This window comes from Thermoanaerobaculia bacterium (genome assembly GCA_018057705.1).
Classification (GTDB): domain Bacteria; phylum Acidobacteriota; class Thermoanaerobaculia; order Multivoradales; family JAGPDF01; genus JAGPDF01.
The window spans coordinates 19,381-35,222 of sequence record JAGPDF010000001.1 but is presented as its reverse complement, the minus strand read 5'-3'; the positions used below and the strand labels follow the sequence as shown (position 1 = coordinate 35,222).

General features: G+C 68.8%; 14 protein-coding genes. 9 read left to right on the top strand and 5 right to left on the bottom strand.

What is annotated here, in order from left to right:
- Positions 1–51: 51 nt before the first annotated feature.
- The 4 genes from KBI44_00150 to arsS all read right to left on the bottom strand — a co-directional run bounded on the left by KBI44_00150 (position 52) and on the right by arsS (position 3,046).
- Positions 52–258 carry a hypothetical protein gene (locus KBI44_00150; GenBank protein ID MBP9142864.1) on the bottom strand — a complete coding sequence of 69 codons (207 nt, stop codon included), beginning with the start codon at positions 256–258 and terminating at the stop codon, positions 52–54.
- Between the two features lie 198 nt (positions 259–456).
- On the bottom strand, positions 457–963 hold the full coding sequence (locus KBI44_00145) for a ferritin-like domain-containing protein (protein MBP9142863.1): 507 nt from the start codon (positions 961–963) through the stop codon (positions 457–459).
- Positions 964–1,187: 224 nt separating this feature from the next.
- The gene (locus tag KBI44_00140; protein MBP9142862.1) at positions 1,188–2,015 is read right to left on the bottom strand and encodes a DUF547 domain-containing protein; all 828 of its coding nucleotides are present in this window, start codon (positions 2,013–2,015) and stop codon (positions 1,188–1,190) included.
- 8 nt (positions 2,016–2,023) lie between these two features.
- Positions 2,024–3,046, bottom strand: coding sequence for an arsenosugar biosynthesis radical SAM protein ArsS (gene arsS / locus KBI44_00135; protein ID MBP9142861.1), 1,023 nt, complete (start codon positions 3,044–3,046; stop codon positions 2,024–2,026).
- A gap of 119 nt (positions 3,047–3,165) precedes the next feature.
- On the opposite strand from arsS, the gene KBI44_00130 reads away from it, so the two are divergent.
- On the top strand, positions 3,166–3,927 hold the full coding sequence (locus KBI44_00130) for a TVP38/TMEM64 family protein (GenBank protein MBP9142860.1): 762 nt from the start codon (positions 3,166–3,168) through the stop codon (positions 3,925–3,927).
- Between the two features lie 48 nt (positions 3,928–3,975).
- Positions 3,976–5,544 carry an AbgT family transporter gene (locus KBI44_00125; GenBank protein MBP9142859.1) on the top strand — a complete coding sequence of 523 codons (1,569 nt, stop codon included), beginning with the start codon at positions 3,976–3,978 and terminating at the stop codon, positions 5,542–5,544.
- Positions 5,545–5,677: 133 nt separating this feature from the next.
- On the opposite strand, the gene KBI44_00120 is transcribed toward KBI44_00125, so the two are convergent.
- Entirely contained in the window at positions 5,678–6,826 is a 1,149-nt protein-coding gene (locus KBI44_00120) for an FAD-dependent oxidoreductase (GenBank protein MBP9142858.1), read from the bottom strand.
- Between the two features lie 127 nt (positions 6,827–6,953).
- Here KBI44_00120 and KBI44_00115 point away from each other — a divergent pair, with 127 nt between their 5' ends.
- The 7 genes from KBI44_00115 to KBI44_00085 all read left to right on the top strand — a co-directional run bounded on the left by KBI44_00115 (position 6,954) and on the right by KBI44_00085 (position 15,819).
- The gene (locus KBI44_00115) at positions 6,954–8,105 is read left to right on the top strand and encodes an AI-2E family transporter (protein MBP9142857.1); all 1,152 of its coding nucleotides are present in this window, start codon (positions 6,954–6,956) and stop codon (positions 8,103–8,105) included.
- A gap of 285 nt (positions 8,106–8,390) precedes the next feature.
- Entirely contained in the window at positions 8,391–9,533 is a 1,143-nt protein-coding gene (locus KBI44_00110; protein MBP9142856.1) for a PAS domain S-box protein, read from the top strand.
- Positions 9,530–9,991 carry a response regulator gene (locus KBI44_00105; GenBank protein MBP9142855.1) on the top strand — a complete coding sequence of 154 codons (462 nt, stop codon included), beginning with the start codon at positions 9,530–9,532 and terminating at the stop codon, positions 9,989–9,991. The genes KBI44_00110 and KBI44_00105 overlap by 4 nt, the downstream gene beginning before the upstream one ends.
- The gene (locus KBI44_00100; protein ID MBP9142854.1) at positions 9,988–12,159 is read left to right on the top strand and encodes an EAL domain-containing protein; all 2,172 of its coding nucleotides are present in this window, start codon (positions 9,988–9,990) and stop codon (positions 12,157–12,159) included. Before KBI44_00105 ends, KBI44_00100 begins: the two co-directional genes overlap by 4 nt.
- Before the next feature lie 2 nt (positions 12,160–12,161).
- Positions 12,162–14,183: a response regulator gene (locus tag KBI44_00095; protein MBP9142853.1), complete on the top strand. Its 2,022-nt coding sequence runs from the start codon at positions 12,162–12,164 to the stop codon at positions 14,181–14,183.
- Positions 14,158–14,796: a response regulator transcription factor gene (locus KBI44_00090; protein MBP9142852.1), complete on the top strand. Its 639-nt coding sequence runs from the start codon at positions 14,158–14,160 to the stop codon at positions 14,794–14,796. The genes KBI44_00095 and KBI44_00090 overlap by 26 nt, the downstream gene beginning before the upstream one ends.
- A gap of 177 nt (positions 14,797–14,973) precedes the next feature.
- A complete protein-coding gene (locus tag KBI44_00085) occupies positions 14,974–15,819 on the top strand; it encodes a DUF3494 domain-containing protein (GenBank protein MBP9142851.1) in 846 nt (281 codons plus the stop codon).
- The last annotated feature ends 23 nt before the right edge of the window (positions 15,820–15,842 follow it).

The window sequence follows — 15,842 nt, the reverse complement described above, 5'->3', positions numbered from 1 at the left end:
GAGGTGGATCCTGGAATATCGGAGAGGTAGGGTCAAGCGTCCGGGCCGCGCTCAGGAGCGCGAGCGGTCCTCGCGGGCGAGGGGCAAGAGCTCGCGTTCGACGATCTGCTGGATCTCCCGGGTGGCGCGTCGGAGACTGGCCAGGCAACGCGCCCGGCGCTCTTTGTCGTCGCCGGTCTCGGCCACCTTTTCGAGCAGCTCGATGTTCAGGCTCAGGCTGTTGAGCGCGCCGTTGAGCCCATGGACGATGTGGCGCACGGGATCCCGCAGAGACGCGGACGCGCTTTCTCCGGGGGACCGTGCGGACTCGATCTGCGTTAACTTGCCGTCGGAATCGGGCATGCCGCCTCTCGGGTCGCCCGGAAAGCGCACCGATGGATTCCGGCGCGCCCAGCGGACGTTGTGAAGTTTACCTTCGGACGGTTCGCCTTGAGTCCGGCGGAACCCGGTCCGGCTTCAGGCGCGATCGGCAACCATCGCTTCGAAATTGATGCGCTTGCGCGCCAGCCGCGAGAGGCCCGTGTCGGCCGCGGACTCTTCGTCGAGCGTCGCCTGCAGCAAGGCCGCCGCTTCGTGCTCGCCGAGCAGCTCGGCGAAGGCCCCGGCGGTGCCGTAACCGGCGATCTCGTAGTGTTCGACGCGCTGGCAGGCGGCAATGATGGCGGCGTCGCGGACCTGTGGCTCGTCGGCCGCGTCCTCGAGCAGGCCCCGACCCTCCTCGAGCAGGCCCTCCATGCCCTTGCAGCGCTGGCCCGAGGCGGAGAAGTCGAGCCCCTTGAAGATCTTCTCCAGCCGGCTGACATGCGTGCGGGTTTCCTGCAGGTGCTCGGCCAGCGCCATCTTGAGCTCGTCATGCGAGGCGGCGGCGACCATTCTGGGTAGCGCTTCGAGGAGCTGCGTCTCGGCGCTGTGAAGGTCCTTCAACTCGTGAATCCAGAGCTTGTGCAAAGACTCGAGCTTCATGGGCGGTCCCCTCTTCCTTTCTGGAGTGCGGCAGCTTTGCCGGAAAGGAGTAAGAGCAAGAGTCCTGCCACGATCCATGAAGCGTTGGAAGGTCGCGGATGGGCGTCGTCCGGTGAGAAAACGGCGGGTCACCGAGGCGGCACGGCAGGCCGATCCGTGAAGATTCTGCGAATCGCCGGAAAAAACCGGCCACCGGAAAGCTCGTTCCGGCCGCGGCGCCCGATTCAGCCGGGCGCGTGCTGCCGGTTCAGGCGCTTGTCGTAGTCGAGAAAACGCACGCGTAGGCCGGCCGGGATTCTCTGGTCGGCGGCGCGGTAGCGGTTCACGTAGTCGATGACGGTCGGAGTTTTCGCTCCGCCAGCGCGCTCGTGGTCGAGGAAGTCGTCGTCAAACCAGTCGAAGATCTTCGACAGCCAAACCGTGCGCGCCGCGGTATCGATCCGGCAGTTGCGCTCGTCGCTGACGAACTCCCTCATGGCCGCGTCGAGCTCCGCCTGCAGCGTTGCCCCGGCGAAGGCGCGCCGCGGCAGGCGCGGACAGCCGACCGAGGCGCAGTTGAGAGCGGCGTGGACGCGCGGATCGTGGAAGCGCTCGCGCACCTGCTCGTCTTCCAGACCCTTGAGACTCATTCTGCGTCCGCCGAGCGTCGCGCGGCGGACGGTGAAAAAGCCGATGCCGAAGAGGCCGTCGCCCCAGACGCTCGGGGTCTCGACGCCGCGGTCGAGAACGCCAGCGACGACCAGGGCGTTGTAGGCGTTGAGCCAGTAGGCGAGCTCGTCGGCGCGGGTCGGGAAGAGCGCCGGCGTGGAGTCGGGGCTCTCCTGCGCGAGGCTCCCGAGGTAGCGGTCGAGCACGCCGCGGTCACCGGCGAGACCGGCATAGTCGACACGCCCGCCTTCGTCGACGAAGCGCTCGAGGACGGCGGTCCAATCCGCATGGGGAAACTCCGCGGCCGCCACGGTGCCGGGAAGAGAAGCGCAGGAAAGCAGGAGCAAGCGCGCGAGGAAAGCCAGTGGCGCGAGCCCGCGGGGCGAAGTGGCCGTCGTGCGCATCCGCGGGCTCAGGCAAGCGCTCCCGAGCAGCTCGAGCCGGCGCCGGCGGTGCAGCCGAAGCAGTGGCCGGCGGTGGCGATGGCGCTGCCGGAGAGGTCCTCGAGGCGCGCGATGTCCCAGATCGTCCGGCGCACCGCCCCCTCTTCCGCCGGCAGTGGCAGCTCGAGCATCAGGTTGAAGTCGCAGTCGTAGAGGTCGCCGTTCCAGTCGACGCTCACCTGGGTGCGGCACATCAGGCCGTTGACGGTCGCCGGGTTGAAGCTCGCGACGAGCAGCTTCTGGTAGCTCGCGGTCTTGCCGAGGCGTTCGAGCTGCTCGGCGAAGCGGCGGATCGGCATGTTGGTGATCGTGATCAGGTGATGGAACTCGATGCCGAAGCGCTCGCCCAGCTCGCGCTTGTAGTCGAGCTCGAGAGCCGCCTGCGCCGGCGGCAGCGATGGCCCCAGCGGGTTGTAGACCAGATCGAGGCGCAGCGCCGAGCCCGGCTTGCCGTACCCGAGCGCGTTCAAGCGCCGCAGGGCCGCGATGCTCTCGTCGAAGGTGCCGCGCCCGCGCTGTTGATCCACGTTCCCCTCCGTGTAGCAGGGGAGACTCGCGACGATCTCGACCTGGTGCGCGGCGAGGAAGCCGGCGAGGTCGTCGTGGCCCGGCTGCTCGAGGATCGAGAGATTACAGCGGTCGATCACCCGCCTCCGCAGCGCGCGAGCACTCGCGACCAGGCGCCGGAACTCGGGATTCATCTCCGGGGCGCCGCCTGTCAGATCGAGCACGGCGACCTCCGGGCTCAGGGCGAGCAGCTCGAGCAGCCGGTCGGCGATCACCGCGGAGAGCGACTCGGTGCGTTTCGGACCGGCCTCGACATGACAATGATGGCAGGCGAGATTGCACAACCGCCCGACGTTGACCTGCAGTGTCGTCACCCGGGCGCGGCTGAGCGCACCCAGCCCGTTCCGGCTCAGGGCGTCGTCGAAGGTGGCGTCCCGCAGGGGCGCCGGCAGCACGGGCAGTCGCGATGTTCGGGAAGGGGGCATGCAGGGTCCTCTCCTCTAGTCTGTCAGAAGGCCGGGAGAGAACCGGGGGCGATGACGAGAAGGGACGCATCCAAGGTAACGTCTTCCGTGTCGGAACCGCAGGTCGATGGGGAGGAATCGTGATCGAGTCGGGAGATGAAGATGGTGCGCAGCGCGTTGCGGCGGTTCCCTTTCGCCGCCGGGGCTGGCTGAAACCGGTCCTGTTCGTCGTCGTCCTGGCGGCGCTCGTCGTCTCCTTCGAGCTTCTCGGGCTGGGCGATCGGCTGGTCGAGCTCCGGGCCTGGATCCTCGCGCTGGGGCCGCTCGGCGCGGTTGTCTTCGTGCTGATCTACGGTGTCGCGACGACCGTGGCGCTGCCGGCCTCGGTCCTGACTGTCGCCGCGGGGGCGATGTTCGGGTCGGTGACGGGCGTCGTGCTGGTCAGTATCGGGTCGACGCTGGGCGCCGCCGGCGCCTTTGCCCTGGCGCGCTGGTTCGCGCGCGATGCAGTGTCGCGCTGGCTCGAGGGCAACGAGAGGTTCCGCCGGCTCGACGCCCTGACCGAGCGCCACGGCGCGATCATCGTGGCGATCATGCGGCTCGTGCCGATCTTCCCGTTCAATCTGCTCAACTACGGCTTCGGTCTGACCCGCGTCTCGTTCGGCACCTACATCTTCTGGTCATGGCTCTGCATGCTGCCGGGGACGGTCCTCTACGTGGTCGGCGCGGACGCCGTCGCGCAGGGTCTCGCCGAGGGGCGGGTGCCCTGGGCGCTGCTCGGCGCGCTCGTCGCGGCGATCGTCGTCCTCGGGCTGCTCGTACGCCACGCGCGGCGCATGCTCGCCCTTCGCGAGGCCGCCCTGCCGGCGAACTCAACGGAGAAGTCTCCGCTCGACCTCTGAGCGCGGGTCGCGCTTGCGTGCGGCGGCGCGGTTCCTTACGATGCGCCGATGACCGAGACGACCGCTGCACCCAAGCCTGGCGCGAAGCGCACGGCGCTCGACCGCTTTCTCTCCGGCGTCGAGCGTGCCGGGAACGCGCTGCCGCATCCCGCGACGCTGTTCGCGCTGCTGGCGCTCTTCATCATCGTCGCCTCCGATATCGCGCTGCGGCTCGATCTGGTCGCGATGCACCCGGTCACCGGCGAGGCGGTCCGCCCGGTCTCGCTGCTGTCGATCGACGGCCTGCACCGGATCCTGCGCCAGACAGTGACCAACTTCACCGGCTTCGCTCCTCTCGGGACGGTGCTGGTGGCGCTCATCGGCATCGGCATCTGCGAGTCGAGCGGCTTCATCGGTGCCCTCTTGCGGCTGCTCGTTCTCGGCGCGCCGCGCAAGCTCCTGACTCTGGTCATCGTCTTCGCCGGCGTGATGTCGAACGCCGCCAGCGAGGTCGGGTACGTCCTCCTCATCCCCCTCGCCGGCATCATCTTCCAGGCGGTCGGCCGCCATCCGGTCGTCGGCATGGCGGCGGCCTTTGCCGGTGTCTCGGGCGGGTACAGTGCGAATCTGCTGCTCGGCACGGTCGACCCGCTGCTCTCCGGCCTCACGCAGGAGGCGGCGCGCATCGTGCTGCCCGGCTACGAGGTCAACCCGGCCTGCAACTACTACTTCATGGTCGCCTCGACCTTCCTGATCGCGGCGCTCGGCACCTGGGTCACCGAGCGCATCGTCGCGCCGCGCTTCGGCGCCTATTCCGGCGCCGTCGAGGCGCCCGAGCTCCAGCGGCTGACGCCGGCCGAGAAGCGCGGCCTGAAGTTCGCCTTCCTCACCCTGGCCGGCATCACCGCTGTTCTGCTTTGGGGCCTCCTGCCTGCCCAGGGGTTCCTGCGCCAGGAGGGGACCGGGAGCGTGATCCACTCGCCGTTCCTCTCCGGCATCGTGACCGTGATCTTCCTCGCCGGCACGATGCTCGGAGTGGCCTACGGCGTCGGCGCCGGCACGGTCAAGAACGACGCCGACGTGATCAAAGGGATGAGCCAGCAGATGTCGACCATGGGCGGTTACCTCGTCCTGGTCTTCTTCGCCGCGCAGTTCGTCGCCTTCTTCAACTGGACGAATCTGGGGCTGATCTTCGCGGTGCGCGGCGCCGACTTCCTGCGCGGCGCCGGGCTGCACGAGATTCCGCTCCTCCTCGCCTTCATCCTGCTCGCGGCGGTGATCAACCTCGCCATGGGCAGTGCTTCGGCGAAGTGGGCGGTCATGGCGCCGGTCTTCGTCCCGATGTTCGCGCTCCTGGGCTACAGCCCCGAGCTCACCCAGGCTGCCTACCGCGTCGGCGACAGCGTGACCAACATCATCTCGCCGATGATGAGCTACTTCGCGCTGATCATCGCCTTCGTCCAGAAGTACGAGCCCAAGGCGGGGCTCGGCACCGTCGTCGCAACGATGCTGCCCTACACCTTCGTCTTCTGGATCGGCTGGAGCCTGCTGTTCGTGGGCTGGGTGCTGCTCGAGCTGCCGCTCGGTCCGGGGTCGCCGATGTTCCTGACCGTCGCCGAGGCCGCGCCCCAGCCCTGAAAACCGGTAACTGTCACGCATTTCCAAAAACCGTGACAGTTACTGATTTCCGACCCGCTCTCCAAAGCCATGGGAGGGGGCGGGGTCATTCAATTGGTAACTGTCACGAATTCTTTTGACGGTCACCCCTTCGTCACCGGGCCTCCGGATAGCGCCGCAGGAAGGCGCGGTCGAGGCGGTCCTTGAGCCGCCAGGCGAGCCTCGAATGTCCGGCGAGCCCCTTCCACCGCCAGATCGCGCGGCCGTCGGCGCTGTTGAGCAGCGCGAGAAAGCCGGCTTGGGGACGAAAGCGTCGGGGCTCGGTGCCGGCGAGGGCGGCCCGCAGGTTGTGGTCGAGGATCGGCGCCTCGCGGACCGCGTAGACGCCGGCCTTGGCGAGCCCGGGGTAGCCGGCGATCCCGATGCAGTCGCCGGCGCCGAAGAGCGGCCCTCCGTCGACGGCGCGCAGGGTCGCGTCGACCAAGAGGAAGCCGTCCGGATCCTTCGGAAGGTCGGACTCGGCGAGCAGGCGGGGCGCGGCCGCGCCCGCGATCCAGACGGTGAGTTGCGAAGGCAGTCGCCGACCGTCGTCGAGCACCACGCTCGCCGCCTCGACGGCGGCGACCGGACGGCCGGCGCAGACGGCGATGCCGCGCGCCGCGAGCAGTCGCCCGGCGATCCCCTGAACACGCCGCGAGAACTCCGGAACCACGTCCGTGGCGGCCTCGACGATCGTCACCCGGACACGGGCGGCGCGCTCGCGGCCCAACCGTTCGAGCGCGAACGCCACTTCGACTCCGGCAGCGCCGCCGCCCACGACCGCAACTTCGACTCTGTCGGCGGCGCCGGACGCGAACAGCTCCTCGGCGCGTCGCCGCAAGGCGGCCGCGCGGTTCATCGGGCGGACGGTGAGCGCGTGCTCGCGTACGCCCGACGTCTCGAGGCCCGCCGGCTCGGAGCCGACGTCGAGCGACAGCAGGTCGTAGGGGAGCCGTTCGCCGGCGACCTCGACCCGCCGCGCTGCAGCGTCGATCCGGTCCGCCTTCGCTGTGATGAATCGCGCGCCGGCGCGCGCCGCGAGGGCGCGCAGGTCGAAGGTGAGATCGGTCTCGGCGTAGATCCCCTGCAGGTAGCCCGGCACCATTCCCGAATAGAGGTGGCGTTCGTACGGCGAAACCAGCGTCAGTTCGAGCTCCCCCGGAGGGGCGAGCGGCGCCCGCGCCGCCTGGGCGAGCAGGTGAACGTGAGCGTGTCCACCGCCGAGGAGGACCAATCGGCGGGCTGCCTTCGCGCGCGGCATCATTGCTGCATCGTACGCCCGGGTGGCCACCCGTCGCACGGCAGGCCGGCGCTGCGACTCCTCCGGCCCCCGTGGGTGAGGAAGGCGAAGTGAGGGCGGCACCGCGGTGCCCGAGAAAGCGAGGATTGGGATGAGCCAGGAGCTGCAGGGCACGTCGGAGTCGCCCGTACCGCGAGAGGCCGCGAAAGCCCGGATTCTGCTCGCGGTGCTGACCGCCGTCGCGGCCTACCTCTGCTGGCGCACCCTGCAGCCCTTCGCGACGATTCTCCTTTGGGCGATGGTGCTGGCCTCGATGTTCCGGCCCCTCTTCCGCCAGATCCTCGCCCGCACCCGCCGCCGGAATCTCGCGGCCGCCCTGACGCTCTCGGTGGCGATCGTTTCAGTCCTGCTGCCGGTAGGAGCGATCACGGTGGCGGTCGCGGCTGAGGTCGGGTCGCTCATCGACGAGGCGCCCGCGAAATGGAGCGAATGGGCCGGCGATCCCGTTCTGCAGGCGCGCGCGGCCCGCTGGCGCGGCGATCTTGCCCAACGCTTTCCCTTCGTGGAGCGGATCGACGTCGGGCGCATCCAGGAGAGCCTCACCGCCCTCGGCGAGTCGATGGTGAAGCGTTCGGTGGGTCTTGTCGGCAGCGTACTGTGGGCTCTGGTCGGATTCGTGATGATCGTCTTCAGTCTCTTCTTCATGCTGCGCGACGCCGACCGGTTCGAGGCCGTTCTGCGCGGGCTTCTGCCCCTGTCGCGCCGCCAGAGCGACCTCCTGATCGGCCGCACGGTGGAGGTCGTGAACGCTTCGGTGGTCGGCGTGCTCGCGGTCGCCGCCCTGCAGGGGGCCCTGGGGGGAGCGATGTTCGCGGTCCTCGGCCTGCCGTCGCCGATCCTTTGGGGCGTCGTCATGGCCTTCTTCGCCATGATTCCGATGATCGGCGCCGGTGCGATCTGGCTGCCAGCGGCGATCCTACTCATGGTCGCCGGGGAGCCCGGGAAGGCGATCGCGCTCTGCGCGGTCGGGGCGCTGCTGATTGGAACAATCGACAACTTTCTGCGGCCCTATCTGGTCGGCGGCCGCACGGGGCTCCATGAGTTGGTGGTCTTCTTCGCCGTTCTCGGAGGCCTCAAGCTCTTCGGTGTCGTCGGACTGCTCGTCGGCCCGGCGCTCTTCGCGATCGGCTGGTCGCTGCTGGAGCTCTTTCGCGATGGCCGCGTGGACGCCGCGCGCGAGGGCGGGGCAGTGGGGCCGATCGGGCCGGTGGAGCAGGTCCCCGAGGCGACCGTCGGCTCCTAGGCCGACCTCCTGGCCCTGGGCTTCCCTGAGTAGTTTCTACCTAGTGAGCCGGCGCGCCCGGGCGTAGAAAGTGCGCTTCACGTTGGCCGCGCTGCAATTTAGATTTGAAAAGCAGGCGAAGAGGGGCGGGTGCTCGATGCTACTCACAGTCATGGCGGTTGCGGCCGCACCGCGGGTCGGGTCTCGTGCGGCGCGCGTCAGGCAGAGTACACGGCTCCTCCGCCGGGAGGGATCGGCCTCGGCCGGCACCGCCGGCACCGTGGCGCGCACCGGGCAGAGCAGACGATGACGACGCCCGCCGACGCCTCGCCGCGCGAACGCGACGACGCCAAGGAGTCCGAGGCGCGCTATCGCGGGCTGCTCGAGGCGGCGCCGGATGCGATGGTCGTCGTCAATCCGAGCGGCGAAATCGTGCTGCTCAATGTCCAGGCCGAGAAGCAGTTCGGCTACCGTCGCGACGAGCTCCTGGGCCAGAGGGTGACGAACATCATCCCGGAGGGCTTCGCCGAGCGCCTGGTCGCCGACGCGCTGCGCTCGACCGAGGATGCGCTGGCGCAGCAGATCGGCACCGGACTCGAGCTCTCCGGGCGGCGCCGGGACGGCAGCGAGTTCCCGATCGAGATCATGCTGAGCCCGCTGGCGAGCGCCGATGGCATCCTGGTGACGGCGGCCATCCGGGACATCACCACCCGCAAACGGGCCGAAGCGCACCTGATCCAGAAGCTGGAGGAGCTCAAGCGCTCGAACGAGGAGCTCGAACAGTTCGCCTATCTGGCCTCGCACGACCTGCAGGAGCCGCTGCGCATGGTGGCGAGCTACACCCAGCTGCTGTCGCGCCGGTACAAAGGGCGGCTGGACGCCGACGCCGACGAGTTCATCGCCTTCGCGGTGGACGGAGCGAGCCGGATGCAGCGCCTGATCCAGGACCTGCTCGCCTACTCGCGCGTCGCCTCCAAGGGCAAGGACCTCCTCGAGACCGAAAGCGAAGAGGCGCTGCAGCGGGCGCTCCTCAACCTGCGCGGTGCCATCGAGGAGAGCGCCGCCGTGGTGACCCACGATCCGCTGCCCGAGGTCCTTGCGGACGAGACCCAGCTCGTCCAGCTCTTCCAGAACCTGGTCGGCAACGCCATCAAGTACCAGGGCTCGGGAACTCCCCTCATCCACGTCTCCGCGGCGCGCAATCGCGCCGGCCGGTGGGTCTTTTCGGTGCGCGACAACGGGCTGGGTATCGAGCTGCAGTACTTCGACCGGATCTTCGGCATGTTCCAGCGTCTGCACAAGCGCGAGGAGTTCGAGGGTACCGGCATCGGACTCGCGATCTGCAAGAAGATCGTCGAGCGCCACGGGGGAACGATTTCGGTCGAGTCCCAGCCCGGGCAGGGTTCCACGTTTCGCTTCGAGCTGGCGGGAATCGAAGGACGGCCATGAGCGCGGGGCGGGAAGCGGCTCCGCCGATCGAGGTGCTGCTGGTGGAGGACAACCCGGGAGACGTCCGGCTGACCCGGGAAGCGTTCCGCAGCGCGCGGATGGAGAGGCCCCTGCACGTCGCCGCCGACGGCGTCGAGGCCATGGCCTTCCTGCGGCGCGAGGGCGAGTTCGCCCGGGTCCCGCGCCCGGATCTCATCCTGCTGGACCTGAATCTCCCCAGGATGGACGGCCGCGAGGTCCTGGCGCGGATCAAGGAGGACGAGAGCCTGCGGACCATTCCGACGGTGATCCTGACCACCTCCGAGGCGGAATCGGACATCCTGAAGAGCTACGAGCTCCAGGCGAATTGCTACCTCGCGAAGCCCGTGCAGCTGGAGGCGTTCGAGAGCCTCATCCAGAGCGTCAACGACTTCTGGCTGACGAAAGTGAAGCTGCCGCAGAGGCGGGTGGACGAATGAGAAAGTCCCCACTCCTGCGACTCCTGCTGGTCGAGGACAATCCGGGAGACGCGCGGCTCCTGCGCGAGATGATCGGGGAAGAGGCTCCGCACGACATTGTGGTGGCGCATGTCGCGAGCATGGGCGAGGCCGAGCGGCATCTGGCCGGAACTCCCGTCGACCTCGTTCTGCTCGACCTGGGCTTGCCCGATGCCGTGGGACTGGACGCCGTCCGGCGGGCGCACGCCGCCGCGCCTCGCGTTCCGCTGGTGGTGCTGACCGGCCTCGATGACGACTCGCTGGCCTTGAGTGCTCTGAAGGAGGGCGCCGAGGACTATCTCGTGAAGGGTCAGATCGAGAGCCGCGGCCTGTTGCGGGCCCTGCGCTATGCGATCGAGCGCAAGATCCTGGAAGAGTCCCTGTTCGCCGAGAAGGAGCGCGCCCAGGTCTCGCTCAAGTGCATCGGCGACGCCGTGATCTGCACGGATATCGCGGGGCGTATCACCTTCCTGAACGTCGTCGCAGCGACGACGACCGGCTGGTCGCTCCGAGAGGCCATCGGGCGGCCCCGGGGAGAGGTGCTCCGGGTGTTGGACGCCATGGGCATCGAGATCTCGGCGGACTCGACGCCGATGGCGATCGATCTCGAGCAGACCATGAATCTGCCGGCGAGCTGGACGCTCGTCCGCAGAGACGGCCTGGAGATTCCGATCGAGGGCTCGGCCGCCCCTATTCACGACCGCGACGGGCGGGCTGCCGGCGCGGTGATCGTTTTCCGCGACGTGAGCGCGGCACGGGCAGTGGCGGCGCAGATCGCGCATTCCGCCGAGCACGACTTCCTGACCGGGCTGCCCAACCGGATGCTGTTGAACGATCGCCTCGGCCAGGCCATTGCCCTGGCGGCGCGGCACAGGAAGAAAGTGGCGGTGCTCTTCCTCGATCTCGACGGCTTCAAGCACATCAACGACTCGTTGGGGCATACCGTCGGCGACAAGCTGTTGCAGGCGATTGCCCTGCGTCTGGTGGCCAACGTGCGCGCCCCGGACACGGTGAGCCGCCAGGGCGGCGACGAGTTCGTCGTGCTGCTCTCGGAGGTGGAGCGCTGGGAGGAGGCCGCCGTGGAGGCGAAGCGGATGCTGCGCACCGTGGCCGAGGCGCACACCGTCGACCTGCACGATCTGCACGTCACCGCGAGCATCGGCGTGAGCGTCTATCCCGACGACGGGATGGACGCGGAGACCCTCGTCAAGAACGCCGACACCGCCATGTACCAGGCCAAGGCGAACGGGCGGCAGGGCTACAAGTTCTTCAAGCCGGCCATGTACCTGCGGGCCGTGGAGCGCCAGTCGATCGAGGAGGGCCTGCGCCGCGCCCTGGAGCGGCAGGAGCTCACGCTGCACTACCAGCCGAAGGTCAATCTTCAGACGGGCAAGATCTCCGGCGCCGAAGCCCTGCTCCGATGGACCCATCCGGTGCGGGGCGTCGTGACGCCGGCGGAGTTCATCCACGTCGCGGAAGACTGCGGCCTGATCGTGGCGATCGGCGGGTGGGTCCTGCGCGAGGCCTGCAGGCAGGCTCGGGCCTGGCGCGACGAGGGCCTGCCGGCGATCACCATGGCGGTCAACATCTCCGCGATGGAGTTCGGCTCCGAGAAGTTCCTCGAGGGTGTCTTCTCGATCCTCGAAGTGACCGGGCTCGAGCCGCAGTTGCTCGAGCTCGAGCTGACCGAGAGTGTCCTCATGAAACGGGCGGACTCCACGGAGTCGACGCTGCGGGCATTGAAGGCTCTCGGCGTGACGCTGGCGGTGGACGACTTCGGCACCGGCTACTCGAGCCTGAGCTATCTCCGGCGGTTCCCGATCGACGCGCTGAAGATCGACCAGTCGTTCGTCCGCCAGATCTCCACCACGCCCGACGAGACCAGCATCGTCACCGCCGTGATCAGCATGGGGCGGAGCCTCAAGCTCCGGGTCGTGGCCGAGGGCGTCGAGACTCATGCGGAGGCGGAGTTCTTGAAGGCGCTCCAGTGCGAGGAGGCCCAGGGGTTCCACTTCAGCCGCCCGCTCCCCCCGAAGCGATTCGCCCAGCTGCTTGCGAGCGGTTTGCCCGCCCGGAGCCGGTTTGCGGCGCCGCGCGCCGATCTCGAAGCGGACGAGGTGGCTCGTGAAGGCGAGTCGCTACAATGGTGAGTGTGAACCCGCCTCGAACCCCTCCGGGCGCTCGCGCTGCCGACCCGGTCCTGCGGCTGCTGCTGGTCGAGGACAGTGCCGGCGATGCGCGACTGATTCGCGAGCTCATCACCGAGGGCAGCGCTCGCGGTATCGAGTTGGCTCATGTCGCGACCATGCGGGAGGCCGAGAGGCACCTCGAGCTGGGGGCGGTCGACGTCGTGGTCCTCGATCTGGGGCTGCCCGATGCGCAGGGACTGGAGGCCGTGCGCAGGGCCCACGGCGCGGCACCGCGAGTGCCTTTGGTGGTGGTGACCGGGCTCGACAACGAGGCGCTGGCGGTCGAGGCCCTGAAGGCGGGTGCCGAGGATTTTCTCGTCAAGGGCCAGATCGAGACGCGGAGTCTGCAACGCGCCCTGGTGCATGCCGTCGAGCGCAAGGCGCTGCGGGAGGCGCTCGTCGAAGAGGAGGCGGAATCCAAGGTTGCTGCCCGCCTCTTCCGCACGCTGGTCGAGAACCTGCCCGACGTCATCTCGCGCCTGAATCCGGACCTGCACTTCCTCTACATGAGCCCTTCCGTTCAAGCCGTAACGGGCCTGCGGCCGGAAGAGTTCCTGGGCAAGACCAGCCGCGAACTGGGCATGCCGGCCGACCTCTTGGACACCTGGGAGACAGCTCTCCGCCGCGTGCTTTCGAGCGGGAACGCCGAGCGCCTGGAGCTCGCCTTTCCCGCGCTGCAGGGGACGGTGCAGTTCGACTGCCGGCTGGTGCCCGAGTTCGGGGACGCCGGCGCCCCGCACTCCGTGCTCACCGTGGCGCGCGACGTGACCGAGAGATGGAACGCGCTCGAAGCCGAACGCCGTGCCCGCAGCGTGGCGGAAGAGCTGCGTGAGGCGACCATCGAGCTCACGCGCAGCCTCGACCGAGAGGTCGTGCTGGTGACGCTGCTCGACCGTCTGCGCCAGCTGGTGCCTTTCGATCGTGCCAGCGTCATGCTGATCGAGGAGGCGACCCGGCTCTCCGTGAGGGCGGTCTTCGACGGCAACCGTGTCGTTCCCTTGCCGGCGGAGAAGCGGCCCGAGTTCGAGGCCTCCGACCACCCGATCGTGCACGGCATCCTCACCAGCGGCGCCGCCGTCCTGATCCCCGACCTCTCCCTCCACCCCGAATGGAAGCTGCCCACGGTCGCGGCTCCCGCGGGGAGCTGGATGGGCGTGCCGCTGTTCGCGCGCGGCAACGTCGCCGGGCTGGTGGCGCTCGGCAAAGTCGAGGCCGATGCCTTCAGCGAGGACCAGGTCCGTCTCGCCGAGACGATGTCCTCCCAGGCCTCGGTCGCGGTGGAGAATGCGGTGCTCTTCGCGCAAATGCAGGCTTCGACCCTGCGCATGCAGGCGCTCTCCCGCCGGCTGGTCGAAGCGCAGGAGAGCGAGCGGCGCAGCATCGCCCGCGAGCTCCACGACGAGGCGGGCCAGTCGCTGACCTCGCTGCGCATCGGTCTTCGTCTGCTGGAGCGCGAGATCGCCAACGGCGGGGAGATCACCGGACGGGTCGCCGAGCTGGTCAAGACGACCGACGCCGTGATCGACGGCCTGCACCGTCTGGCCGCCGATCTGCGGCCGGCGAGCCTCGATCACCTGGGCCTCGATGCGGCCCTTCGCCAGTACTCCCGCGAAGCGGCCGCGAAGTTCGGCCTGGCGGTGCACTTCAAAGCGCTCGGCTTCACGGACCAACGGCTGCCCACCGTCGTGGAGACGGCGCTCTACCGCGTAGTGCAGGAGGCGATGACCAACGTCGTGCGCCACGCCGCCGCGAAACGGGTCGATATCCTGGTGGAGCGCCGCGGCGACCGGGTGATGGTGATGGTCGAGGACGATGGCGCGGGCTTCGATCCCATGCAGGCCCAGCGTCACGACCACTTCGGCCTGCTCGGAATGAAGGAGCGCGCCGAAGCCCTGGGCGGTAGTCTGACGCTCGAGAGCTCCCCCGGCGCGGGGACGACGATCGTCGTGGAGGTGGCGAGTGCCGATCCGCATCCTCATCACTGACGACCACGCCGTCGTGCGCTCGGGCCTCCGGGCACTGCTCTGTGCGGACACCGATCTCGACGTCGTCGGCGAGGCGGCGAACGGCGTCGAGGCGATGCAGCTGGCCGCCGAGCTCCATCCGGATCTGATCCTGCTCGACATCACGATGCCGCAGGAGAGCGGCGTCAGGATCGCGCAGCGGCTCAAGGAGGTGCACCCCGGCATCAAGGTGCTCTTCCTCACCATGCACGAGGACGAGGCGCTGCTGCACGAGGCGCTGCGCACCGGAGCGGCCGGCTACGTGATCAAGCGGGCCGAAGAGATGGAGATTCTCCAGGCGATCCATGCCGCGATGCGCGGCGACATCTATGTCCATCCCGCCATGACCCGGGCGCTCCTGCACCAGCCCGTGACGTCGGAGCACCGGCGCGGGGCGCCCGCGAATCCGCTGACCCGGCGCGAGATCGACGTCCTGCGACTGCTCGCCAGGGGCAACACGAACCGGCAGATCGCCAACCTCCTCGAGCTCTCGATGCGCACCGTGGAGAACCATCGCGCCAACCTGATGGGCAAACTCGGCCTCGCCAGCCGGGTCGAACTGGTGAATTTCGCCGAAGAGCACAAGTTGCTCTGAGATCTGCGGGCGCCTGCTGCCGCGCGCTCGCTCCGGCCCCCGGACGGAGGGGCGGGGGACGACTGGTCCGTACTATCTACGCTATCCGGGGAACCTGCGAAGGCCTACAGTGCGAGGTCGCGTACGTCGATGTGCGCCCCAAGGGCGAGCTCGCCGCGAACAAAGGAGCCTCGAGACATGAACCGGAGATCGACAGGCAGGAAGAACTTGCTGGCGGTGGCGGGCTGCGCAGCCCTGCTGGGCATGCCGTGCGCGGCCTTCGCCCAGGTCGCGCCGCCGCTCGGCACGGCGGCGCAGTTCGGCGCGCTGGGCAACTCGGGGGTGACCGGATCCACCGGCCTCGGCACGATCGTCAACGGTGACGTCGGCTCGTCGCCGACGCCCGCGATCTCGAACTTCCCGCCCTCCACAACGGCTTTCCCCTACACCGTTCACCTGCTGAACGACAGCACGGTGCAGCAGGCGCATACGGACGCCATCGCGGCCTACAACTTCCTCGCCGCCCAGGGGCCCGGCCTCGTGATCGCGGACCAGCTGGACGCCGCGGTGCTCACCTCCGGCATCTATTCCTTCGTCTCGGGCGCCGCCGACCTCGCCGCCAACGGGACCCTCACTCTCAATGGACCCGGGATCTTCGTCTTCCAGGTGGACAGCGCTCTGACGGCGAATACCGGCTCGAATGTCGTCGGCACGGCGGATCCCTGCAGCGTCTTCTGGCGGGTGGGAACTTCCGCGACCCTCAACGGCATCACATTCCATGGCAACGTGATCGCGGACGCCAGCATCACCGTCGGCTCGACTTCGAATGTCGCCGGGCAGCTCCTCGCCGGCACCGGCGCGACCGGCGCAGTGACGATGGCGGGCTCCGGCGGCAACACCATCGGAGGCTGCAGTGGGCCACCGCTGCCGCCGCCGCCCTCCCTGGTCGAGATCCCGGCGCTCGACAGGGCCGGCATGGTCCTGCTCATGCTGGTGCTCGGCGGCGCGGCTCTCTTCGTCCTGAGGCGCCGGCGCTGCGCTTGAGGAATACGCTCGGTCTCGCCTTC